This is a genomic window from Devosia sediminis, from assembly GCF_016411825.1.
Classification (GTDB): Bacteria; Pseudomonadota; Alphaproteobacteria; order Rhizobiales; family Devosiaceae; genus Devosia; species Devosia sediminis.
On sequence record NZ_JAEKMH010000003.1, the window covers coordinates 111,897 to 132,811 of the forward strand.

Here is a 20,915-nt window from a genome sequence, read left to right on the forward strand (position 1 = left end):
GCGCCTAAACAGGGGTTCCCGCTTCCGCGGGAATGACCCGGATGACAAATGGCTGGCCCATCGCAGATTGCCGATAGGATTGTCGAAGACATCAGAACCCGCGCCGAAGCGCTGGGTTTTGACGCCTTTGGCATTGCTCGTGCCGATGCGCGGCCGGACCTGCCCGAAAAACTGGCCCATGCCCTGGCCGAGGGCTGGCACGCCGACATGGAGTGGATGGCCGAGACCGAGGAGCGACGCGGCAGCCCGCAAAAACTTTGGGACGGGGCGCGCTCGGTCATCCTGCTCGGGGTCAATTATGGGCCGCAGACCGATCCGATGGCGCTGCTCGCCGAAAAGAAACTCGGCATCATCTCGGCTTATGCGCGCAATCGCGATTACCACGACATCATCAAGGGGCGGCTCAAGGAACTCGCCGGTCTCCTTGCCCGGCGCGCCGGCGCGGATGTCAAAGTCTTCGTCGACACCGCGCCCCTGATGGAAAAACCGCTTGCCGAGGCTGCGGGACTCGGATGGCAGGGCAAGCATTCGGTGCTGGTCAGCCGCGACTTTGGCTCCTGGCTGTTCCTCGGCGCCATTCTCACCTCCGCCGAACTGCCGGTGGATGCGCCACACGCCGAGAGCTGCGGCTCCTGCACGAAATGCCTCGACATATGCCCGACCAATGCCTTCCCGGCGCCCTTCCGGCTCGATGCCCGCAAGTGCCTTGCCTATTATTCGGTCGAGCATAAGGGCCAGATTCCGCGCGAATTCCGCCGGCCCATGGCCAATCGCATCTATGGCTGCGACGATTGCCTCGCCGTCTGCCCGTGGAACAAGTTCGCTTCGGTCAGCCGCGAGGCGCGCCTCCGCAGCCGCCCGGAATTCGAGCGGCCGGCCCTGGCCGATCTGGTCAAGCTCGACGATGCGGGGTTCCGCGCGCTCTTTGCCGGTTCGCCGGTCAAGCGCATCGGCGTTGCGCGCCTTCTCCGCAACGTCTTGATCGGCATCGGCAATTCCGATGACCTGAGCCTTGTTCCGGCCGTTCTGGAACGGCTCGATGACCCCGATCCCGTGGTGCGGGGCGCTGCCGTCTGGGCGCTGCGGCGGCTCGATCCTGACCGGGCTGAAGCCATGCGGCTGGACAGATTGTCGTCGGAAGGCGATAGCTCGGTGCGCGACGAATGGGCCGGAGTGGTGTGATGCAGGCGTTCTTTTTCGGGCTGGGATTTTCCTCGCAGGCCAGTGCGCGGGCGATCCGGGAGCGGGATCGATCGGCGCTCGTTTCGGGGACCGTGCGCTCGCCGGAAAAGGCCAATTTGCTAGCAGACCGTTATCATCAGGTGCTGCAATTCGATGGCACGCGTGAAACGCCCGCAATCGCCGAGGCCCTGGTCTCGGCCTCCCATGTGATCCAGTCGATCGCGCCTGATGACAATGGCGATCCGGTGCTGCGGTTTTTCCGGGACGACCTTGCTGCAGCACCTGACCTCAAATGGCTCTGCTATTATTCCACCGTCGGGGTCTATGGCGATTTCGGCGGAGACTGGATCGATGAGACGGCGCCGCTGGTGCCGCGCAATATGCGCTCCGATCGCCGGGTGCTGGCCGAACAGGAATGGCGCGACTTTGCCACCACTCGCGGCGTGCCGCTGACGATCCTGCGGCTGGCCGGCATCTATGGGCCGGGGCGCTCGACCTTTGACAAACTTCGTGAGGGCACGGCGCGGCGGGTGATCAAGCCGGGCCAGGTGTTCAATCGCATCCATGTCGAGGATATCGCCCGGGTGACGGCCCTGGCCGCCGAAGCCCGGCTCGACGGCACCTTCAACCTCGCCGATGACGAACCCGCCCCGCCCCAGGATGTCATCGAATATGGGGCAAAGATGATCAATATGCCGGTGCCACAGGACCTGCCCTACGAGACGGCGGAAATGACACCGATGCAGCGCAGCTTTTATCGCGATAACAAGCGGGTCTCCAACCGCGCCATCAAGACGGCGCTCGGCATCGACCTGCTTTATCCGGACTATCGTGCCGGCCTCCGGCAAATCCTCGAAAGCGAACAATGACGCCCCAACCTGCCAAGTCAGCACCCCAGCCGATCGTGCTCGAAGGCCGCTATGTCCGCCTCGAACCGCTCGCGGCCAAGCACGCCGCCGACCTGTTCGCCGTCTCCACCATGGAGGGCGGCGCCGAGCGTTATCGCTGGCTCTTCAGCACGGCGCCCGCAACGCTGGCGGAGGTGGAGGCGCGCTTCGCCGCCGCCGACTGGAACAGCGATACCAGATATGTCGCCATCATCGACAAGGCCAGCGGCAAGGCGCTTGGCCAGCAGGGCTGGATGCGCATCCGCCCCGAACACGGCTCCATCGAGATCGGTGGTGTTTATTGGGGCCTGCCCATGGCTCGTTCGCGGCTGGCCACCGAAGCGCTCTATCTCTTTGCCCGCCACGCCTTCGACGATCTCGGCTATCGGCGCTTCGAATGGAAGTGCAATGACCGCAATGAGCCCTCGAAGAGCGCAGCGACCCGCTTCGGCTTCACCTTCGAGGGCGTGTTCCGGCAGGACATGATCACCAAGGGTGAGAGCCGCGACACGGCCTGGTTCTCGATCATCGACGGCGAATGGCCGGCCCTGCGCGCCGAATACGAGCGCTGGCTCGCACCCGACAATTTCGACGCGAACGGGGCGCAAAAGACCCGCCTCGCGACGCGGTGACCTTGTTTCACCTCAGCGATGCGGGCGATATCGCCCGCTTCGTGCCCCGGCCCTCGGCCTATACGGCCGACCCGGTGGTCTGGGCGATCGCGCCTGAGCGCATCGCCAATTACTTCGCGCCGCGCGACTGTCCCCGCGTCTGCTTTCGCGCCGGGGCGGAGAGTTCGGCTTCCGATGTCGAGCGCTTTCTAGGCGGCGACCGCGCGGTGGTGGCCATCGAAGCGGGATGGCTGGAGCGGCTGCGCAGGGGCTGTCTTTATCGCTACGCCATGCCACGCGAGGGTTTCGTGCTGCAGGACGAGGGCGCCGGATACTGGGTGTCCCATGCGCCCGTAACCCCGCTTGCGGTAGAGCGCGTGGATGATCTTGCCACCGCCATCGCCGCTGAAGGCGTGACCCTCCGAGTCCTCCCCTCGCTCTGGGAGCTTCATGATGAGGTGAAGGCATCGAGCCTGGTGTTCTCGATGATCCGGATGCGGAATGCGGTGGCGCGAGTTGCCTGAACACATATTTATCGTTCATCGTCATTGCCCGGCTTGACCGGGCAATCTACCTACCGGCATCGCATGGACCACCCGGACAAGCCGGGTGGTGACGATGGATGGGAGGGGCCGTCAGGCAACCATCCCCAGAACCGCATCCCTCAACCGGACCAGGTCCTCCTCCCGGCTCAGCCGGTGGTCGCCGTCGGGAATGAGCGTATAGGTCACCGGATCGTGGAGGATGTGGGTCATGAGCTTCCGGGCATGCTCGGGCGGCACGTCGGGATCTTGCCCGCCCTGGAGAATATGGACGGGGCAGCCGGTTTCGATGACCGAGCCAAGTAAGAGGTGATTGGCGCCGTCCTCGATCAGCCCCCGCGTATAGCGGTAGAGCCCGTCGCCATAGGCGCTTTCCCGCTCGTAATAGCCAAGTGTCTCGAGGTCGCGCTGTTGCTGCTCGGTCATACGCGCGGCGATGCGCGCGCTGGCATCAGTGGCCGGCGCCACGAGGACCAGGCCTTTTAGCGGCTGACCCTTGCGCAATTGCCGCCGGGCCAGCAACAGGGCGATCCACCCGCCCATGGACGAGCCGCAGACGATCTGGGGGCCGCGGGTTGTGGCAAACACCGCCTCGGCCTCTTCGAGCCAGCGGCTGATGGTGCCTTGGTCGAAATCGCCTCCGGACACGCCGTGGCCGGAATAGTCGAAGCGCGTGACTTCGAGGCCCTTTTCGGCCCCCAGCGCATCAAGGCTCATTGCCTTGGCCCCGCTCATCACCGATCGGAAACCATTGAGCCAGAAAATTCCCGGCGCGCTGCCCTTGCGCTGTTCCATGGCGATGGAGCGCGCGTCCTCGCCGGCCCCGACGGTGATGCTGGAAACCTCTATGGAACTCATCGAGCGGCCCGCGACTTTCTCTGTGGCATTTTACTAGCGTACCCCCGGCGCAACAGCGGGAATTTCAGTGTTTCCGCCAGTTGACTTATTGGGCCGCTAACACGATTTTAGGGCCGAATTCACCCCCTGGCATCAATAGCACAAGGAAAGCTTGCCATTCGCCGTCCCATGAGACCCGTTGCGCCCCAGAAGGATGGGCCGCTTGCCAACGAGGACATCACCAGCCCCGACGTCCAGCTTATCGATGCCGAAGGTGAAAACCGCGGCATTGTCCGCACGCGTGACGCCATGGCTGAAGCGCAGGAACAGGGGCTCGACCTCGTTCTGATCGCCGCCAATTCGCAGCCGCCCGTCGCCAAGATGCTCGATCTCGGGCGCTACAAGTATGCCGCCCAGAAGAAGGCTGCCGAAGCGCGCAAGAAGCAGAAGGTGATCGAGGTCAAGGAAGTCCAGATGCGTCCGAACATCGACGATCACGACTACCAGACCAAGATGAAGGCCGTGCAGCGCTTCCTCGACGATGGCGACCGGGTCAAGGTGACCATGCGCTTCCGTGGCCGCGAAATGGCGCACCAGGACCTGGGCATGCAGTTGCTGATCAAGGTCAAGGAACAGACCGAAGCCATCGCCAAGGTCGAAAGCCAGCCGCGCTCGGAAGGCCGGCAGATGGTCATGGTCCTGGCGCCCAAGTGAGCTGACGCCGCAAGGCGACGGGATTGCTGGAATGAAGAAAGCGGGCCGCAAGGCCCGCTTTTTTTTGTTTGTCGCCATGGACCTGGGGACGTGTCAGGTGTTCGGGGAGAGAATGGGAGGAGTGCGCCATGATCACCATCTGGACTTATGACTGGGTGCCGCCGCCGCCGCGCGGCTTTGTGCGCGACCTGCGGCTGCGCTGGGCCTGCGAGGAGGGCGGGCTGGATTATACGGTCAAGGGCACGCCCTTCGAGAACCGTGGCGCCGAGCATTTCGCCCACCAGCCCTTTGGCCAGATCCCCTTCATCGAGGATGGCGACATCCAGGTCTTTGAAAGCGGCGCCTGCCTCATTTACCTCGCGCGCAAGACCGACAGGCTGATGCCCAGCGACCTCCGCGGCGAAACCGCCGTGATGCAATGGATCATCGCTGCCCTCAACAGCATCGAGATCGTTTCCGTCTCCTGGGCCGAAATCGGTGGCGCCCGCAACCCCGACAACAAGCTGACGGGCTGGCTCGACATGCGGCTCGGACAGCTCGACAAAGTCCTGGCGGAGCGCGAATGGCTGGTTGCGGACCGCTTCACCGCCGCCGACATCATGGTGGGCGACGTACTGCGCCAGACGCCGAAGGACGCGACCGGCAAGCATGGGGCGATCATGGCCTATGTCGAAAAGCTGAAGGCAAGGCCCGCCTTCCAGAAGGCCTATGCGGAGCAGCTCGCGTTTTTCGCCAAGGGCGACGAGGCGCGCGCGAGCTGAACAACCGCTGGTCTGCAAATCGCAACAGAAGTCCCCGCTTTCCCGGATATGACACTGTGATAGGGTGACGCCGTTCACTTGCGCCTTGGGGGAGGGGCATGGATAATTTTGTTTTGCGGTGTGGCCGATGACGTCCTCGGACAAGCCACTTCCGGCGCTTGTGCCGCAGATGCCGCGCGAAATGCGCATCGCTGTAGTCCCCCCATCGCAAACGCCTCCGCCTGAACCAATATTGGCAGGGACCTGCTGGGTTGTGGACGGTGACACAATTATTATCGACAAGGTCTCGATCCGTCTGGCCGGCATCGATGCACCTGAACTCGATCATCCCTTCGGGAAGCAGGCTATGTGGGCGCTGGTGAAGCTGTGCAAAGGTCACAGGGTTACCGCGCACATAAAGCCAGAAATGTCCTATGACCGTGTCGTGGCTCAATGCTTTTTGCCCGACGGGCGCGATCTGGCCGCTGAGATGGTCCGGCTCGGATTGGCAATCGACTGGCCGAAATTTTCAGGTGGCAAGTATCGCGATCTGGAACCAGAGGGTGTGCGCAAGAGGCTCTGGCGGGCGGCGGTGCGGCAGCGGGGCATGGCGTCACTTCTGGACGACCTCACCCCTGTCGCCCCTCAGCGGGCCGATTCCAGAGCCACGTCCACGGCGCCAATCGCGCCGAGCCCGGCGCGTAGATGGGAACATGACCCCGCGCCGGTCGTTCGACTTGCCGCGAGACGACGCGCCGGTCGCTCACTTTTCTGGCTCGTCGTCCCCTGTCTGCTTCTGACACCGGTTGGCTGCATGGTCATCAATGCCGGCAGCCCTTCCCACACCCGCCATGGCGCCTCAGTGACATATCGCCCAACGGCCACGCCTGACATTTATGAGGTGACAGCCGCCGAGCTCAATGTTCGTTCCAGGCCATCGGGAACGGCTCAAGTCATCTCTCAGGTCGCGGGCGGATCCAAAATCGTCTCAAATCGCGTATCTGGCAGGTGGCACGCCATCCTGCTGCAGGACGGTCGCACTGGGTGGGTATACGGCGATTTCCTGCGACCGGTTGCCGAGTGACGCGCTTTAGGTCCCAGGCTTCGCTGCAACTATAGTGTTTTCGATATTTCGCAGATGCGGTGACAGAAACCCCACGAGCGTGACGAGGCCGCCGAGAATGCCCATCAGCACGAAGAGCCAGACGATACCGATGGCCTCACCCAGCGGCGTGGCGATGGCGATGCCGACCGGTCCACCCAGAGCGATGACGGTGGTCAGCAGCGACAGGACCCTTCCCTGCAACCGGTTGGGCACAATGGTTTGGAGCAGGGCGGTGAAGGGCGCGCTGCCCAGGACATAGAGGAGGCTGCTCAGCGCCCACCAGAATGTGCCCAGCCACAGCATGTCCGAGGGCGCGAGGCTCATGAGGCTGAAGGTGAAGCAGGAGGCGGCCATCGATCCCAGGATCCAGAGCATCTTGCGCCTCGGTACCAGCAAGGCCGCGATGCCGCCGCCGAGCAGCATGCCGAGGCCGGCCATGCTTTCCATCAGCGCCACTTCCGGTGCGCCGCCCCTGAAGTGTTCCTTCACCAGGAGCGGGGCGAGCGTCATCGCGGGCATAATGACGATGGTGACCGCGGCCATGAGGCCATAGAGGCGCCGGAGTCCGGGATGAGACCAGACGGTGACGAAGCCCTCGCGCAGTTCGGTCCAGACACCCTGTCGGTCGGCTTTTTCGATTTTCGGCTGAGGAATGCGGAACACCAGCAGCGGCACGATGCCCAGGAGCGCCGTGACCACATCGATGGCCAGGGCATAACCGATGGGCATGAGGCTGATGGCCAGCGCGCCGAGCGGCGCGGCGCCGATCAACATCATCGCTGCCATCATCTGGTTGAGGCCAGCGGCGCGTGTGAGAAACGATGTCGGCACCAGCATGGCGGTGCTGGCGGCGGCTGCCGGAGCCTGGAAGGCCTGCATGGCGCTGCGGATGAACATCATGGTGTAGAGATGCCAGAGCTCGACCGAATTGGTCAGGAACAGCACGATCAGCACGCTCATGCAAAGGGCGCTGACGAGATCGGCCATGATCATCAGCGCGCGGCGGCTGGAGCGATCGGCAAACGTGCCGCCCAGCGGCCCGAGAAGGGCGTGGGGCAGCAGCGCGAAGACGCCGGCCAGGGCCAGCGCGGCGACGCTGCCGGTCGTGTCGGTGATCCACCACATCAGGACGAATTGGGTGAGCGCCGAACCGACCAGCGAGGAGGCCTGGCCGCCAAAGACGGCCCAATAGCGCAATTGCCAGCGCGAGCCGGGATCGACGCCTGGAGACAGGACAGCGGTAGCGGTATGGTCGGTCATCGCAGTTACCTTGATTAGAAACCGACCGTCCGGTATCTTAACTCGAGCCGAAAGTCAAAGCAGGGCAGCCATGACCAGTTCCGCCTATTCGAAGAAGAAGCAGCCCGAACTGGTGCGCCAGGCGCTGCTCGACGAGGCGCTGCGCCTTGCCATGTCGAGCGGGCCCGAGGCGGTGACGATCCAGGCGGTGGCTGCGGGCGCGGGCGTCACCAAGGGTGGGCTCTTCCACCACTTTCCCTCCAAGCAGGCACTGATCGAGGGCATGGTGGCCCATGTCTTTGCCCAGCTCGACCTCGCCATCGATCGGTATCTCCAGACCGACAGTGGCCGGGGTTGCTTCACCCGCGCCTATGTCGAGACTATCCTCGTGGATGCCGATTTCGGGCCGGGCTCGCCCATGGATGTGCTGAACCTGTCGGTGGTGAACTACCCGATCATGGGTCCGGCCTGGGACGACTGGATCGCCCGGCGCATGGACCGGCACAACGAGACCGACAACCATCTCGATCTCGAGATCCTGCGCTACGCCGCCGACGGCGCCTGGCTCTCGCATCTGGGGACCCGGCCGGAGGGCAAGTTCAGAGAGATCCGCGACCGGTTAGTTGCCCTGTCGCGGGAATAGAAAAAGCGGGCCATCGGCCCGCTTGCTGTTTGTGAGGCTGCGGTCAGGCAACCAGCTTGAGCTCCACCCGGTCGGTGGCGTGGGTGACGGCCCAGTTGAGGGCGTAGTCGGCCACTTCTTCCCAGCCGGCATCGCCGAGCGTCCAGTGCGAGCGGTCCTCGTAGACCTTGAGTTCCGTCAGGGCCTTGGCCTTCTTCTGCTTCTTGAAGATGGCGCGGGTCATCGAGGCATCGGCGATGAGGTCCTTGCCACCACCGATCAGCAGCAGCGGTGCCCGGTCCTGGCCGGCAAAGTCGATCTTCATAGGATTGATGACGCCGTTCCAGTAGACGAGGCCGGCCGTGGGGATCACGTAGCGGTTGTATTCGGCTTCCACCAGCTCCGCCGGGATGGTCTGGGCGAAGCGGGTGCGGAAGAAATCCAGCGTCATGGTCTTGGCCTTGCGCCAGCTCAGCGGATCGCCGAAGACCGGCAGGGCCGAGACGATGGCATGCGGTCCGAGCGGCACGCCGGGCGTGGGGGCCGGGTTGATCGCGACACCGGCAACGCCGAGACCGCGTTCAAGCAGATGCTGCACGAAGACCGCGCCCAGCGAGTGACCGATCAGGATCGGCTTTTCCGGCAGGGCCCGGATGATCTTTTCGTAGTGGGCGACGATGTCGCGCTGGCCGGTACGGGCAAGGGCAGGGTTGGGATTGGCGCGCAGCTCGGCGGGGCTGCGGTCGTCATGGAGCCAGTCGGGCACGATGACAGTATAGCCCTGGGCCTGGTAACGGGCCTTTACATGTTCGAACGAAAGGCTGTTGAGCCAGGCGCCGTGAACGAGAACGATGGTCTTGGTCATTTCTACTCTCCGGTTTTGGGCAAACCCTTGTTTGCCTTGATGAGAGGAGCCTATGCTTGAGCCAGGCAGGCGACGATTGCCGCAAGTGACAATGTCCGGTTCGGAAGTGACAAAGATGGTCCAAGGCATGCGACAGACCGAAATCGGCCTCCTCCTGTACCCCGGTTGCGCCATGGCCTCCGTGCATGGGCTGACCGATGCCTTCGAGGTGGGAAATCAGTATGCGGCCCAGCATGGCGGGCCGGTGCGCATCCGCACCACGCATTGGCGCCTCGGATCATCGGGCTTCGAGCGCAGCTTCGACAGCGCGCCCGATGATGCCGGGCAGCCCGACTATGTCGTCATCCCCGGCCGCCTGGCCGATCCACTGACCGCTGAGGAGGCGAGCGCCTTCATCCCCTGGCTGCGCCAGCGCCACGACAAAGGCGCCACCCTGGGGTCGATCTGTGGCGGTGCCTTCATGCTCGGGCATGCGGGCCTGCTCGACGGACGGCGGGCAACGACGCACTGGCTCTATGCCGAGCGTTTCAATGCCATGTTTCCTGCCGTCGCCATGACGCCGAGCGATATCGTGGTGGAGGATGGCGACATCATCACCGCCGGCGGCATGCTGGCCTGGACCGATCTCGGGCTCAGGCTCATCCATCGGGTGCTGGGCCCCACGGTCATGGCCGATGCGGCAAAGTTCCTGCTGGTCGATCCATCGGGGCGCGAGCAGCGCCATTATTCGACCTTTGCGCCAAAACTCACCCATGGCGACACGGCAGTGCTGAAAGTCCAGCACTGGCTGCAGGCGCATTCGGGCGAGGAGATCAATATCGGGGCGCTGGCCGGGCGTGCTGGCCTCGAACAGCGGACATTTCTCCGCCGCTTCCAGAAGGCGACCGGATTGAAGCCCACCGAATATGTGCAGGCCCTGCGCATCGGCCATGCCCGCGAAAAGCTCGAATTCAGCCGTGACAGTGTCGAGCGCATAGCCTTCAATGTCGGCTACAAGGACGCCTCGGCCTTCCGGCGCGTGTTCCAGAAGGTGACCGGCCTCTCGGCCAGCGCCTATCGCGAACGCTTTGCTGCGATTGGGGCGGCCTAAAGGTCCGGGCCGGCTACGAAAGGCATGACCTCCACGGCGTCGCCCGGGAAGGTACCGATATGGGGGTGGTCAGCGAACAGCGCGGCGGCAGCTTCCGCCGTTTCGGCCTCGACAATGACATAGCCGCAGAAGTCGTTCACGGCAGGTGCGATGGTGCCGTCGCGGCCTATGCGCGTGGTCTTGCCCACCATGCCGCCCTTGTTGACGATCGCCGCGGCATGGCGCTTTTCCCACGCCTCCCATTCCGGCAGGCCCTTATTGTCGACCGCGTCCTGCTCTTCCTTGGGCATGGCGCGGAAGCGGGTGACGTTTTCGCCCTTCATCAGAAGGGTGGCGAGAAACAAGGGCATGGCGGTTCTCCTGTGGTTCTCTCGCAAGCTAGCGCGTCTGCGGAGCGCCTGTCACCTCCACGGGCTGCAGCTTATGGAATGCTTATGGCGCGCGCCATGTTTCCTATGGAGCCCTTACGCGGCGCGAGCCTAGCGTCTGGCTCTGACAAGGAGACAGACATGCGCCCACCATTTCACCTGATCCCCCAGCCTTTGCCCGCCGGCAGGAAATGCACCCTCAGGATGAGCGCGAGCCGGTCGCGGCGGACATCGCGGCAGGCGTCGGATGCCAGTTGCTGGTGGGCGCTGCGGTGGTGTGGCACCACAAGGGCGCGAGCACGTCCCGCCTCTCCTGGATCGGAGTGGATCCGGCGGCGCGGCGCCGGGGCGTCGGGTCTTTGTTGCTCGAAAGCGTCATGGCACGGGCCAGCCTGGGTGGCGCGCACGATGTGTCGGCATCTGTCCCGGAAGCCGCCGAGGGACTGGGCGAACTGCTCGGCGCGCGCGACTTCGCGGCGGGCAAGGGTGGCGAGTGGCGCCTTTCGCTCGGGGGATGATCGTGGCGCCCTTGGGTCAGCCCGCTATGGCGTCAACGTCGCCCTTTGCCGGAATAGCCGGCTGTGCCCCGGGTTTGAGACAAGCAAGGCTGCCGGCAATGGCGGCGCGCCTGAGGGCGGTTTCAAGATCGTAGCCGGCATCGAGCCCAGCCGCGAGATAGCCGCAGAATGTATCGCCTGCGCCAACCGTATCGACGGGCTTGACCTTGTGCGCGGGCACCGCGATGGGCCCGTCGGGCGTGCGGGCCCGGGCACCCTCGGCCCCGAGGGTGACGACAATCGTGCGGCCGGTGCGGTTGACCCATTCGGCCATGGCCGCATCGAGCTGGTCGATGGGACGGCCGGTAAGCAGCGAGAATTCGGTTTCATTGGCGACGACGATGTCGGCCAGCGGCGCCAGCTTTGCCGTGTCGGGCAGGAAAGGCGCGGTGTTGAGAATCGAGCGGGCGCCCTTTTCGCGGGCGATGTCGAGCGCCCTGCGGGTCGCAGCCTGCGGTACTTCCTGCTGCACCAGCACCGTATCGGCCTCAGTCAGCGCGGCAAGGCCGCGATCGGCATCCTCGGCGCTGACCGTGCCATTGGCGCCGGGCAGGATGGCAATGACATTCTCGCCCTTGGCATCGACGAAGATCATGGCAATGCCGGTGGCGGCATCCGCCTTGCGCAGATGCGAGAGATCGACGCCACCTTGCTCGAGGAGATCGAGCGCCAGTTCGGCAAAGGCATCGTCGCCCGCCGCCGAGACGTGGCGCACATCGGCGCCGGCGCGGCGCGCGGCCAGGGCCTGGTTGGCGCCCTTGCCGCCGGGCGCCATGGAAAAGGTACCCCCGGCCACGGTTTCACCGGGCTTGGGCAGGCGGGAGACGGTGCCGATCTGGTCGAGATTGGTGGAGCCGAAGACGGTGATCATTTCAGAATCTTCTCGATCGTGTTCCAGTTGCGCATGGTGTCGAGATTGCCTTTGCCGATCTTCTGGTAAAGCGGTTTCAGCACCTCTTCCACATGCTCGGTATAGCGGCCATTGGGCTGCTTGTAGGCGGCAATGTAGACGTCGCGCGCATCCACGCGCAAAATCTCGGTATCCCCCGGCCGGCTCTCGATCGTCACGCCCTTGGGCAGGTCCGCGTCGAACATGATGATATGCCGCGTCAGGTCGGCTTCGGGGTCGAGCGTGCCGAAGGGATTGCCCTTGAGCATGGCGTCCATCTCCTGTTCGGAGCGGAGAACGACGCCGACCTTGAAGCCAAAGGCGTCGGAAATGGCTTTTTCGATTCTGGCCTTGACGGCTTCGGCGCTGCCCTCGCCGGTGAGCCGGACATTGCCGCTGGCCAGCACCGTCTTGACGTCGGTGAAGCCGGCTTCCTCGAGGCAGGCCTTGAGCTCGGCCATCTTCATCTGCCGCTTGCCCAGGTTAATGCCGCGCAGGAAGACGCCCCAGAGGTGCTTGGTGCCCTGGCTCATGATTTCACCTTCTGCGGATAAATGGTCTCGCCGCGCTCGAGCATGGCGACGAAGCCCTCGATCTTCTTCTTCCGGCCCGCCTCGGTCTTCATCGAAATGGTGCGGAAGGTGAGGGCAAAGCGGTTCTGCGATGAAAGGCCTTCATAGGTCTTTTGCGCCTCGGGGCTTCGGGCGATGGCGGCGAGCAGGTCGGCCGGTGCCTCCTGCGTCGTCTTGTAGGCCGCGTCCCAGCGCCCGTCCTTCCGCGCCGCCTCGACATGGACAAGGCCATGTTCGGTCATCAGGCCCAGCTCGGACAGTCGGGCGACATTGTCGCGATTGACCTGGCTCCACACCGATCTCGGGCGGCGCGGGCAATAGCGCTGGACGAAGCTATCCTCGTCCCAACTCTTCTTGATGGCATCGATCCAGCCCCAGCAGAGGACGGCATCGATGGCATCCACCGGGGTGATGGTCTTCTTGCCTGTGCTCTTCTTGAAGATGCGGATCCACACCTCGTCGGCCCTGGCATGGTTGTCGCGCAGCCAGGCATAGAAGGCGTCGAAATCGGCGAATTCGAAGAGCTTGTCCTCAGGGACGGTGACGGGCGCCATGGGTCACACGGGCGCCTGGTCCGGCATGTCCGGAGGCAGGGGAAAAAGCCGCGCCAGCGCCGGTTCGAGCCGCTCGTCATTGGGCAGGACGAGACCGAATTCATTGGTCAGCACGGCGCGCATTTCTTCCATCGAGCCGATTTCGCGCTGCGACTTTTCTCCATCCACCGGCTGGGCGGTGAATGATCGGTTATGCAGCTTGAGGCGCCGGCCGCTGGGCGACAGCGCCACCCGCAACTCGACGGTGAAAGGCGATGCCGTGGCGATCTCTTGGTTGATCGGGGCGATGTCGGCTTCGCTGACGGCATCGAGGCTGAAGACATAGACCGGCTTCCAGTCCTCACCGATTTTTGCTTCCAGCGTCCAATCCGGATCGCCGCCGGTGAGGCGGAAGGTTTCGTGCGGCGTCGGCTGCTCGACATCGGCGCGCAGGCGCAGTGGCGTAGTAAGGCTTAGGCCACCGAAACCGACATCGACCACGTAATTCTGGCCGTTGACGTCGACTAGCAGCAGGAGATGGCTGGGCGGCAGGCTGGCGCCTTCGGGATTGGTCCAGACGACCCGCGCCAGGAGCGGCCGCACCACAAAGTCGAGGTCCTCGAGCATGCGGATGAACAGGAGATTGTGCTCGAAACAATAGCCGCCGCGGCGCTCGGTGAGCATCTTCCTTTCGAGGCTCGGCTGGTCGAGCGGCACCGGATCACCCATCAACGGAGTGAGGTTCTCGAACGGGATCGTGGCGGGATGCAGGGCGTGGAGCAATTCCAGCGTCGGGAGGGTCGGGGCAATGGAACCGGCAAAGCCGATTCGCTCGAAATAGGCTTTGAGATTGACCTTTTCGGGCATCAGCCACCCTTGCAGCAGGTTTCAAACGACGTGCAATATGGGCGATGACGCCGCCGATGTCACCGGCAGGCCGGACGATTTGGCCCTAGGAAGGGACTGGACATGGGTTTGTTCGACTGGTTGACCGGCACAAAGGCAGCGCCCGTTGGCGTGGCGCGCCAGAGTGTGGCAGTCCTGCGCGAGGCCATGCTGGCATCCAATCGCGACACGGCGCCCTATCTGATCCGCGATGGTGCGCCCCAGGGCGTCGATCTGGTCGCCGAATGGCGCATTGTCGACGCGCGCTGGTACGAAATCTTCGCCAAGGCCGGCCTGACCAGGGTTTTCAAGGTGCTGATGAAATTCGACGCCGAAAACGGCGAGGTGCGCTCGGTGGACCAGGAATGGACCGTGGAATGGCGCGCCGGGGTCCCGACGATGGGGCTCAGCGCCGAGGCGTTTCGCGGGAAGAAGATGGAAGTGAGTTTCGGCTCGGCCTATGCCTTCAAGGAGGACCTGTCGGGCTGGGGCAAGGTCTACGAGTATCGGTTCAAGACCTCCGAGATCAAGGATCCGCTGGTTGCGCTGGCCCATGAACACGGCTGGGGCTGGCGCGGCGTCGCCTTCGGCAAGCTCTGAGCGTGTCCGGACTGTCGCAGGCGCTCCGGTTCTTTGCTAGAGTGTGGAAGCTTTCAGCGGGAGGATCGAGATGGAACAGGCATTGAAATGGCGCGTGGGCGGCTGGGGCCTGGCGGGGCTTTTGCTGCTGGTGCCGCTTCTGGCCATGCAGGTAACCGACGCGGTCAACTGGGGTGCGGGGGATTTCCTGATGGCCGCCGTGCTGCTGGCGGCCACGGGCGTCGGTCTCGAACTCGTCATCCGCTATCTGCGCGATCCGCGCCATCGCTGGATCGCCGGTTGCTGCGTGGTGCTCGTCGCCGTCCTGGTCTGGGCCGAGCTGGCCGTCGGGATCCTGCCCTAGGTCCGCATCACATGCGGAACGGTGATGGTGCGAGCGGCGTGCTCGGCGGGCGGAAACCTAGACCGGCGAGCGGCGGACGCGGATGACCACGTCGACATGGGCCACTTCCATGCCCTCGGGGGCCTTGGGCAGGGCCTTGAACTCCACCGACTCGGCCGGAATGTCGATCATGCGCTGCTCGTCTTCGACGTAGAAGTGATGATGGTCGGACGTGTCGGTATCGAAATAGGAGCGCGAAGCGTCGATGGCGACTTCGCGCAACAGGCCCGCTTCATGAAACTGATGCAAGGTGTTGTAGATTGTCGCGAGCGAGACGTTGACATTGGCCATGCCGGCTTCGCCATGCAACTGCTCGGCGCTGACATGGCGATGCGGGCCGCCGAACAGCAGTTCGGCCAGCGCCACGCGTTGCCTGGTGGGCCGGAGACCGGCCATCCGCAGGACGGCGGTGAGGCAGGGCTTGCGGGAAGGCAGCGGCCGGGCGGCAATGTCGCGATCGGGCATAGGGCCTGTAGGTCTCGTCCAGAGGTCAGATTTTGAAATTTTCTTATACGTGCGGGCAGGCTTCTAGACAAGCGTAGCGCGCCGAAGGCCTTGGGCCTGGACCTAAGGCTGGCTTGACCCTGTCCCGGCGCGCCTATACGAGACGGGGCTTGAGCGAAAGCGGGGACCGTCCATGGCCGATCGGCAACACGCATTTGACTATGAGGAACTGCTGGCCCATGGCCGCGGTGAACTTCCGGGCCAGGGCGATGCTCGCCTGCCGGCGCCCCCCATGCTGATGTTCGACCGCATCACCGACATCCAGGAGACCGGCGGTGCCCATGGCAAGGGCCTGGTGCGCGCCGAACTCGACGTCAATCCGGACCTGTGGTTCTTCCAGTGCCACTTCATCGGCGATCCGGTCATGCCCGGATGCCTGGGGCTCGACGCCATCTGGCAGATGACCGGCTTTTTCCTCTCCTGGATCGGCCAGCCCGGCAAGGGTCGCGCGCTGGGCGGGGAAATCAAGTTCACCGGCCAGGTGACCAATGACGTCAAGCTGGTCGAATATGGCATCGACTTGAAGCGTGTGATGAAGGGCCGGCTGACGCTCGGCATCGCCGACGGCTGGGTCAAGGCTGACGGAAAGGTGATCTACGAGGCCGCCAACCTGCGCGTTGGTTTGTTCACCGAAACCCAGATGAAGGCCGAGCAGCTCGCCTGAGCGGCCTTAATCCAGTCCCCGACCAAACCTATATATGTGCGACACGGCCCCCAACGCGAAGCGCACGACATGACTGAAACGAGGATGAAATGAGACGAGTTGTCGTAACCGGCATGGGTATCATTTCCCCGATCGGCAATTCGCTCGACGAGGTGACGGCCAGCCTGCGCGACGCCAAGCCGGGCATCATCTTTGCCGAAGACTATGCCGAATTGGGCTTCCGCTCGCAGGTCAAGGGCGACCCGCGCCTCGATCCGTTCGAAATCCTCGACCGCCGCGTCACCCGTTTCATGGGCAAGGGCGCGGCCTGGAACTACCTCGCCATGCAGCAGGCCATTGCCGATGCGGGCCTTGAAGAAAGTGACATCTCCAATCCCATGACTGGCATCGTCATGGGTTCGGGCGGCGCTTCGACCCGTACCATCGTCGAGGCCGCCGACGTTACCCGCAAGAATACCAGCCCCAAGCGCATCGGGCCGCTGGCCGTGCCCAAGTCCATGGGCTCCACCGCCTCGGCGACGCTGGCCACCTCCTACGGCATCAAGGGCATCAACTATACGATCACCGCCGCCTGCGCGACGTCCAAGCATTGCATCGGCAATGCCATGGAACAGATCATGCTGGGCAAGCAGGACATCGTGTTTGCCGGCGGCCACGAGGATCTCGACTGGACCCTCAGCAACCTCTTCGACGCCATGGGCGCGATGAGCTCGGATTTCAACGACACCCCGGTCAAGGCGTCCCGCGCCTATGACGCCAATCGCGACGGTTTCGTCATTGCTGGCGGCGCCGGCGTGCTGGTGCTCGAAGAGCTCGAACACGCCAAGGCGCGCGGCGCCAGGATCTGGGCGGAGCTGGTGGGCTATGGCGCGTCTTCGGATGGTCTCGACATGGTCGCCCCCTCGGGCGAGGGCGCCGAGCGCTGCATGCGCATGGCGCTGCAGAACGTCCGTGCGCCGATCGACTACATCAACCCGCACGCCACCTCGACCCCGGTGGGCGACCTCAAGGAAATCGAGGCTCTGCGCGCCGTCTTCGGCAACGAGGACAAGTGCCCGCCCATCTCGGCCACCAAGTCGCTGACCGGCCATTCGCAGGGCGCTACGGGTGTCCATGAATCGATCTATTCGATCCTGATGATGCGCCACCGCTTCATCGCCGAAAGCGCCAATATCGAGGTGCTGGACCCGGCCTTTGCCGACATGCCCATCCTCCGCCAGCGCCGCGATGACGTGGACCTGGGCTATGTGCTGTCCAATTCCTTCGGCTTCGGCGGCACCAATGCGGCCCTGGTGTTCAAGCATCCTGAGGCTTAGCAGGCGATCCGCGTAGCGGAAGAAAGGCTCCAGTGAGCCTATCTAGCCAATAAGGCCATGAGAGCTGTGCTCGAATGGCAGTGGCCCCACCCCTCACCCGTCTCGCGCTGCGCGCGATCCCCCTCTCCCGCAAGGGGAGAGGGGGAGCCGGTATACGCTCAAACTCGGTACCCCCCTTCTCCCCTCGCGGGAGAAGGGGCCCGAAGGGCGGATGAGGGTATGTCTCCCCCATGGGGAGAGGAACTAGAACGCCGGCGCTGGCCCGGGGTCCCTGCCGTTGCAGGTGAGGCAGTCGCGGCCGGAGTCCGTGAGCACCGGTCCGCCCTCCTTCTGCTCGAGCAGCGCCATCGACAGCAGTTTGGCAAAATGCTGCGGGTCGACATCCTCGGGCTGGCCCGGCTCGGTGAAGAGCGCGAGCGTTTCGAGCTCGTCCATGGTCACATCATAATCGGTCATCGCTGAACCCCTCGGTTTTTGCCGCAACTGCGGAGACCAAGGGAAAGTTGCGTGTCAGCAGCAGAACGGGTGTTCAAGGAACCTAAGGCGTGAGCTCCATTCTTCTCCCCATCGGGGAGAAGGTGGCGCGTAGCGCCGGATGAGGGGGTGATTTCCTCAAGTGCCAGCGCCTTTGATGGGTCCCCCTCACCGACTCGGCTGCGCCGAGCTACCTCCCCCCGAGGGGGAGAGGAATAAGGACGTCAGTAGCCGATCTCGGAAAAGCGCGCGTCCCTTGCGTCATAGACGAGGAGCCGGCCGATCAGCGGTTCGCCGATATCGGTCACCAGCTTGATCGCCTCCATGGCCATCAGCGTGCCGATGACGCCGGTAACAGGCCCCAGGATGCCGTTGAGCTCGCAGGAGGGCAGCGCGTCATCGCTGGCTTCATCCGGATAGAGGGCGGCGTGGACGGGCCCGCCCAGATGTGGCGCGAACACCGTGACCTGGCCCGAAAACATCGACACCGCGCCCGAGACCAGCGGCTTCCCATGCCGCTCCGCCGCTGCCGCCACCAGCCGGCGGGTGACGAGATTGTCGGTGCCATCGAGCACCACATCCACGCTCCCGATCAACGCCTCGGCATTGGCTTTGGTGATGGCCTCGGCGTGGAGGTCGAGCGCCACATGCGGATTGAGTGCCTGGGCGAAGTGTCCCGCGCTCCCAGCTTTGCTGGCATCCACAGATGCCGTTGTGTGGATCACTTGCCGTTGCAGGTTGGAGAGCGACACCGTGTCCGGATCGACAATGCCGAGCCGCCCGATGCCTGTTGCCGCAAGGTAGGCGATGGCGGGACTGCCCAGCCCTCCGGCGCCGACCACGAGCACACTTGCCGTCTTGAGCTTCTGCTGGGCCGCGCCACCAAATCCCTTGAGCACGAGCTGGCGCGCATAGCGCTGCGTCTCGTCGGAACTGAGCTTGATGTCAGAGGCCAAGTGGGACCGCCAGGAAGCGCCGGTCCGGGCCTTCGAAGCCGCCCGGATAGACCGAGATGATGGCCACGGCATTCGAAAGCGTCGTGCCGCCAAAGGGCATGACCACCGAATGGAGGCGATAATCGGAGGGGCAGCCGCGCGAGCGCGGCAGGTTCTGATCGCGATGCACCAGCCGCGTCCCACCGCTATCGGCAATGCTCAACTCGTAGCCCAGCGGCTGCATGCTGAACCATTCTGCGCAGGGGCTGGTGGCGGTGGTCTCGAAAGTGGCAAGGTCCAACGTATAGGCGCCAGAGACAGTCCCGGGCAGATAGGCCGGTGCCCCGAAGGCGAGGGTCCGCGCATCGGTATCGGGCACGCCGTCGCCGATCATGGCGGCAATTTCGACCGGCACATGGATGCCGAATTCCTCGACATGCCCCGCCGATTGTTCGGCAACGCTCCGGCGCACCGCGCTGAGGCTGGTCTCTTCGCTCTCGGCCTGGATCCGCACCGGCGTGCCGACCACCCAGCTATCGGTCGCGAGATCGACGACATAGACGCTGGAATAGGCAAAGCCCGAGCCGTCCTGGATGCCGAATTCCTCGAAGGCGAAATAGCGGAAGTCTTCGGAAAAGCCGACAAAGTCGATCAGCGCCCGGTCGCCCGCCAGCGCCGGTGCGACAAGGCCCAGAAGGGCGATCCCGCTAGCGGCCAGTCGAGCCGTGGCCACCCGTGCCGCGTTCGGTTGCATCCAGTTCATCCATTTCCACCAGTTCAACGGCATCCACCCGTGCCACCACCATCTGCGCCACCCGCTCGCCGCGCCGGAGCACGAAGGGCAGCTTGCCATGGTTGATCAACAGAATTTTGACTTCGCCGCGATAGTCCGCATCCACCGTGCCCGGAGAATTCAGCACGGTGATGCCATGCTTGGCGGCAAGGCCCGAGCGCGGCCGGATCTGCGCCTCGAACCCCTCGGGCAGGGCAATGGCAAGGCCCGTGGGCACCATGGCATAGTCGCCCGGCGCGATGGTCATCTCTTCGTCCGGCCCGATGGCCGCGGCGAGGTCGAGGCCGGCCGCGCCTGCTGTCTGCTGGCGCGGCAGGGGCAGGCCCACCCCATGGGCGAGCCATTTCAATCCGATGCGAATGGTCACGGCGCGCGCACCACCGCGTAGATTTCGGCCGGTAGGTCGGCCGCGCCTTTGATGAGGTCGAGCAGCGGAATGACCTGCTCGGCCTTTTTCCTGTCGCCCGAGATCGTCATGTTCGATTCCACGATCTCGGCCCCGGAAATGGCGATGGTCATGTTGCGGCCTTCGAAGAAGGCTTCGACCATCTGGCGGGTTTCCTCGTCCATGTCGTCTTCGGCGCCCAGTTCGGCCTGCATGTCCGATGTCGGCAGGGCGACGCGGACCACGCCGGGGCTCACCTCGGTAAAGGTCATGCCGCCCTCGTCCTGGCCGAGGTCCAGATCGGCGAAGGCGCCTTCCTCGACAATGGTACAGGTGGCGCTGCCATCGGCATTCTCGGTCAGTTCGCCCTCGGCGCAGAAGCTGTCTTCCCCGGTATTCTCGCCCTCGGCGCTCATCTTGACCATGGCATAGACGTCGGCGCCCATGACCTGAGTCATGGTGGCCTTGGCGGTGGTGGGGCTGGTGATCGCCACTTCGATATTGACGTCGATACAGCCGGCAAGGCCGGCCGCCAGCAGCGCGGTTGCCCCGAGCTTGCCCAGGAATTTGACGCTCATTTCCGCTTCTCCCTTGGTGGGCGGCGCCGGCGCCTGCCCGATGCCG

At 64.3% G+C, this 20,915-nt stretch carries 28 protein-coding genes; 14 read left to right on the forward strand and 14 right to left on the reverse strand.

All coding sequences use genetic code 11. From position 1 onward, the window contains the following. Positions 1 to 48: 48 nt before the first annotated feature. From queG to JEQ47_RS13625, 4 genes are read left to right on the forward strand one after another with little or no spacing between them, the layout of a single operon-like run. Positions 49 to 1,182 carry a tRNA epoxyqueuosine(34) reductase QueG gene (gene queG / locus JEQ47_RS13610; protein ID WP_198876986.1) on the forward strand — a complete coding sequence of 378 codons (1,134 nt, stop codon included), beginning with the start codon at positions 49 to 51 and terminating at the stop codon, positions 1,180 to 1,182. Further along, the gene (locus JEQ47_RS13615) at positions 1,182 to 2,051 is read left to right on the forward strand and encodes an NAD-dependent epimerase/dehydratase family protein (RefSeq protein WP_198876987.1); all 870 of its coding nucleotides are present in this window, start codon (positions 1,182 to 1,184) and stop codon (positions 2,049 to 2,051) included. The genes queG and JEQ47_RS13615 overlap by 1 nt, the downstream gene beginning before the upstream one ends. Continuing rightward, on the forward strand, positions 2,048 to 2,701 hold the full coding sequence (locus JEQ47_RS13620; RefSeq protein WP_198876988.1) for a GNAT family N-acetyltransferase: 654 nt from the start codon (positions 2,048 to 2,050) through the stop codon (positions 2,699 to 2,701). Before JEQ47_RS13615 ends, JEQ47_RS13620 begins: the two co-directional genes overlap by 4 nt. A gap of 2 nt (positions 2,702 to 2,703) precedes the next feature. Next, positions 2,704 to 3,204 (forward strand): DUF6886 family protein, encoded by a 501-nt coding sequence (locus tag JEQ47_RS13625; RefSeq protein WP_198876989.1) that lies wholly within the window; start codon positions 2,704 to 2,706, stop codon positions 3,202 to 3,204. Positions 3,205 to 3,315: 111 nt separating this feature from the next. Here the strand turns inward: JEQ47_RS13625 and JEQ47_RS13630 are convergent, their stop codons facing one another. Next, positions 3,316 to 4,080 (reverse strand): alpha/beta hydrolase, encoded by a 765-nt coding sequence (locus JEQ47_RS13630; RefSeq protein WP_198876990.1) that lies wholly within the window; start codon positions 4,078 to 4,080, stop codon positions 3,316 to 3,318. Between the two features lie 156 nt (positions 4,081 to 4,236). On the opposite strand from JEQ47_RS13630, the gene infC reads away from it, so the two are divergent. The 3 genes from infC (at position 4,237) to JEQ47_RS13645 (ending at position 6,597) form a co-directional block, all read left to right on the forward strand. Continuing rightward, positions 4,237 to 4,773 (forward strand): translation initiation factor IF-3, encoded by a 537-nt coding sequence (infC, locus tag JEQ47_RS13635; RefSeq protein ID WP_198877356.1) that lies wholly within the window; start codon positions 4,237 to 4,239, stop codon positions 4,771 to 4,773. Positions 4,774 to 4,901: 128 nt separating this feature from the next. Next, positions 4,902 to 5,534, forward strand: a complete 633-nt coding sequence (locus tag JEQ47_RS13640) for a glutathione S-transferase family protein (protein WP_198876991.1) — start codon at positions 4,902 to 4,904, stop codon at positions 5,532 to 5,534. A gap of 253 nt (positions 5,535 to 5,787) precedes the next feature. Then, positions 5,788 to 6,597 (forward strand): thermonuclease family protein, encoded by an 810-nt coding sequence (locus JEQ47_RS13645; protein ID WP_198876992.1) that lies wholly within the window; start codon positions 5,788 to 5,790, stop codon positions 6,595 to 6,597. A 6-nt stretch (positions 6,598 to 6,603) separates the two neighbouring features. Here the strand turns inward: JEQ47_RS13645 and JEQ47_RS13650 are convergent, their stop codons facing one another. Next, positions 6,604 to 7,878, reverse strand: coding sequence for an MFS transporter (locus JEQ47_RS13650; RefSeq protein ID WP_198876993.1), 1,275 nt, complete (start codon positions 7,876 to 7,878; stop codon positions 6,604 to 6,606). A 70-nt stretch (positions 7,879 to 7,948) separates the two neighbouring features. On the opposite strand from JEQ47_RS13650, the gene JEQ47_RS13655 reads away from it, so the two are divergent. Continuing rightward, positions 7,949 to 8,500 (forward strand): TetR/AcrR family transcriptional regulator, encoded by a 552-nt coding sequence (locus JEQ47_RS13655; RefSeq protein ID WP_198876994.1) that lies wholly within the window; start codon positions 7,949 to 7,951, stop codon positions 8,498 to 8,500. A 43-nt stretch (positions 8,501 to 8,543) separates the two neighbouring features. Here the strand turns inward: JEQ47_RS13655 and JEQ47_RS13660 are convergent, their stop codons facing one another. Beyond that, positions 8,544 to 9,344, reverse strand: coding sequence for an alpha/beta hydrolase (locus JEQ47_RS13660; RefSeq protein WP_198876995.1), 801 nt, complete (start codon positions 9,342 to 9,344; stop codon positions 8,544 to 8,546). A 127-nt stretch (positions 9,345 to 9,471) separates the two neighbouring features. Between JEQ47_RS13660 and JEQ47_RS13665 the strand changes: the two genes are divergently transcribed. Beyond that, positions 9,472 to 10,434, forward strand: coding sequence for a GlxA family transcriptional regulator (locus JEQ47_RS13665; protein WP_236020876.1), 963 nt, complete (start codon positions 9,472 to 9,474; stop codon positions 10,432 to 10,434). Here JEQ47_RS13665 and JEQ47_RS13670 read toward each other — a convergent pair. Next, positions 10,431 to 10,784 (reverse strand): hypothetical protein, encoded by a 354-nt coding sequence (locus JEQ47_RS13670; protein WP_198876997.1) that lies wholly within the window; start codon positions 10,782 to 10,784, stop codon positions 10,431 to 10,433. The genes JEQ47_RS13665 and JEQ47_RS13670 overlap by 4 nt on opposite strands. 209 nt (positions 10,785 to 10,993) lie before the next feature. Between JEQ47_RS13670 and JEQ47_RS13675 the strand changes: the two genes are divergently transcribed. Further along, complete coding sequence (locus tag JEQ47_RS13675) at positions 10,994 to 11,320, forward strand: GNAT family N-acetyltransferase (RefSeq protein WP_198876998.1); 327 nt, start codon at positions 10,994 to 10,996, stop codon at positions 11,318 to 11,320. Positions 11,321 to 11,336: 16 nt separating this feature from the next. Here the strand turns inward: JEQ47_RS13675 and JEQ47_RS13680 are convergent, their stop codons facing one another. Genes JEQ47_RS13680 through JEQ47_RS13695 form a run of 4 tightly spaced genes read right to left on the reverse strand, consistent with a single transcriptional unit; the run spans position 11,337 to position 14,220 of the window. Beyond that, positions 11,337 to 12,230 carry a ribokinase gene (locus tag JEQ47_RS13680; RefSeq protein ID WP_198876999.1) on the reverse strand — a complete coding sequence of 298 codons (894 nt, stop codon included), beginning with the start codon at positions 12,228 to 12,230 and terminating at the stop codon, positions 11,337 to 11,339. Further along, a complete protein-coding gene (locus JEQ47_RS13685; RefSeq protein ID WP_198877000.1) occupies positions 12,227 to 12,781 on the reverse strand; it encodes a DUF1697 domain-containing protein in 555 nt (184 codons plus the stop codon). Before JEQ47_RS13685 ends, JEQ47_RS13680 begins: the two co-directional genes overlap by 4 nt. Next, on the reverse strand, positions 12,778 to 13,374 hold the full coding sequence (locus JEQ47_RS13690) for a YdeI/OmpD-associated family protein (protein ID WP_198877001.1): 597 nt from the start codon (positions 13,372 to 13,374) through the stop codon (positions 12,778 to 12,780). The genes JEQ47_RS13685 and JEQ47_RS13690 overlap by 4 nt, the downstream gene beginning before the upstream one ends. 3 nt (positions 13,375 to 13,377) lie before the next feature. Further along, positions 13,378 to 14,220: an arylamine N-acetyltransferase family protein gene (locus JEQ47_RS13695; RefSeq protein WP_198877002.1), complete on the reverse strand. Its 843-nt coding sequence runs from the start codon at positions 14,218 to 14,220 to the stop codon at positions 13,378 to 13,380. 102 nt (positions 14,221 to 14,322) lie between these two features. Here JEQ47_RS13695 and JEQ47_RS13700 point away from each other — a divergent pair, with 102 nt between their 5' ends. Both JEQ47_RS13700 and JEQ47_RS13705 read left to right on the forward strand, forming a co-directional pair. Then, positions 14,323 to 14,838 (forward strand): hypothetical protein, encoded by a 516-nt coding sequence (locus JEQ47_RS13700; protein ID WP_198877003.1) that lies wholly within the window; start codon positions 14,323 to 14,325, stop codon positions 14,836 to 14,838. Positions 14,839 to 14,908: 70 nt separating this feature from the next. Then, complete coding sequence (locus JEQ47_RS13705; protein WP_198877004.1) at positions 14,909 to 15,181, forward strand: hypothetical protein; 273 nt, start codon at positions 14,909 to 14,911, stop codon at positions 15,179 to 15,181. A 57-nt stretch (positions 15,182 to 15,238) separates the two neighbouring features. Here JEQ47_RS13705 and irrA read toward each other — a convergent pair whose 3' ends face one another. Then, on the reverse strand, positions 15,239 to 15,685 hold the full coding sequence (irrA, locus tag JEQ47_RS13710; RefSeq protein WP_198877005.1) for an iron response transcriptional regulator IrrA: 447 nt from the start codon (positions 15,683 to 15,685) through the stop codon (positions 15,239 to 15,241). Between the two features lie 172 nt (positions 15,686 to 15,857). Between irrA and fabA the strand changes: the two genes are divergently transcribed. Next, complete coding sequence (gene fabA, locus JEQ47_RS13715; RefSeq protein WP_198877006.1) at positions 15,858 to 16,388, forward strand: 3-hydroxyacyl-[acyl-carrier-protein] dehydratase FabA; 531 nt, start codon at positions 15,858 to 15,860, stop codon at positions 16,386 to 16,388. Between the two features lie 89 nt (positions 16,389 to 16,477). Further along, positions 16,478 to 17,704 (forward strand): beta-ketoacyl-ACP synthase I, encoded by a 1,227-nt coding sequence (gene fabB / locus JEQ47_RS13720; protein ID WP_198877007.1) that lies wholly within the window; start codon positions 16,478 to 16,480, stop codon positions 17,702 to 17,704. 243 nt (positions 17,705 to 17,947) lie between these two features. Here fabB and JEQ47_RS13725 read toward each other — a convergent pair whose 3' ends face one another. From JEQ47_RS13725 to JEQ47_RS20725, 5 genes are all read right to left on the reverse strand, one after another. Beyond that, positions 17,948 to 18,160, reverse strand: coding sequence for a hypothetical protein (locus JEQ47_RS13725; protein ID WP_198877008.1), 213 nt, complete (start codon positions 18,158 to 18,160; stop codon positions 17,948 to 17,950). A gap of 242 nt (positions 18,161 to 18,402) precedes the next feature. Next, positions 18,403 to 19,134, reverse strand: a complete 732-nt coding sequence (locus tag JEQ47_RS13730; RefSeq protein ID WP_236020877.1) for a HesA/MoeB/ThiF family protein — start codon at positions 19,132 to 19,134, stop codon at positions 18,403 to 18,405. Next, positions 19,124 to 19,867 carry a DUF2259 domain-containing protein gene (locus JEQ47_RS13735; RefSeq protein WP_198877010.1) on the reverse strand — a complete coding sequence of 248 codons (744 nt, stop codon included), beginning with the start codon at positions 19,865 to 19,867 and terminating at the stop codon, positions 19,124 to 19,126. The genes JEQ47_RS13730 and JEQ47_RS13735 overlap by 11 nt, the downstream gene beginning before the upstream one ends. Then, the gene (gene dut, locus JEQ47_RS20720; protein WP_328769057.1) at positions 19,821 to 20,273 is read right to left on the reverse strand and encodes a dUTP diphosphatase; all 453 of its coding nucleotides are present in this window, start codon (positions 20,271 to 20,273) and stop codon (positions 19,821 to 19,823) included. Before dut ends, JEQ47_RS13735 begins: the two co-directional genes overlap by 47 nt. Then, the gene (locus tag JEQ47_RS20725; protein ID WP_236020878.1) at positions 20,270 to 20,869 is read right to left on the reverse strand and encodes a hypothetical protein; all 600 of its coding nucleotides are present in this window, start codon (positions 20,867 to 20,869) and stop codon (positions 20,270 to 20,272) included. Before JEQ47_RS20725 ends, dut begins: the two co-directional genes overlap by 4 nt. Positions 20,870 to 20,915: the final 46 nt, after the last annotated feature.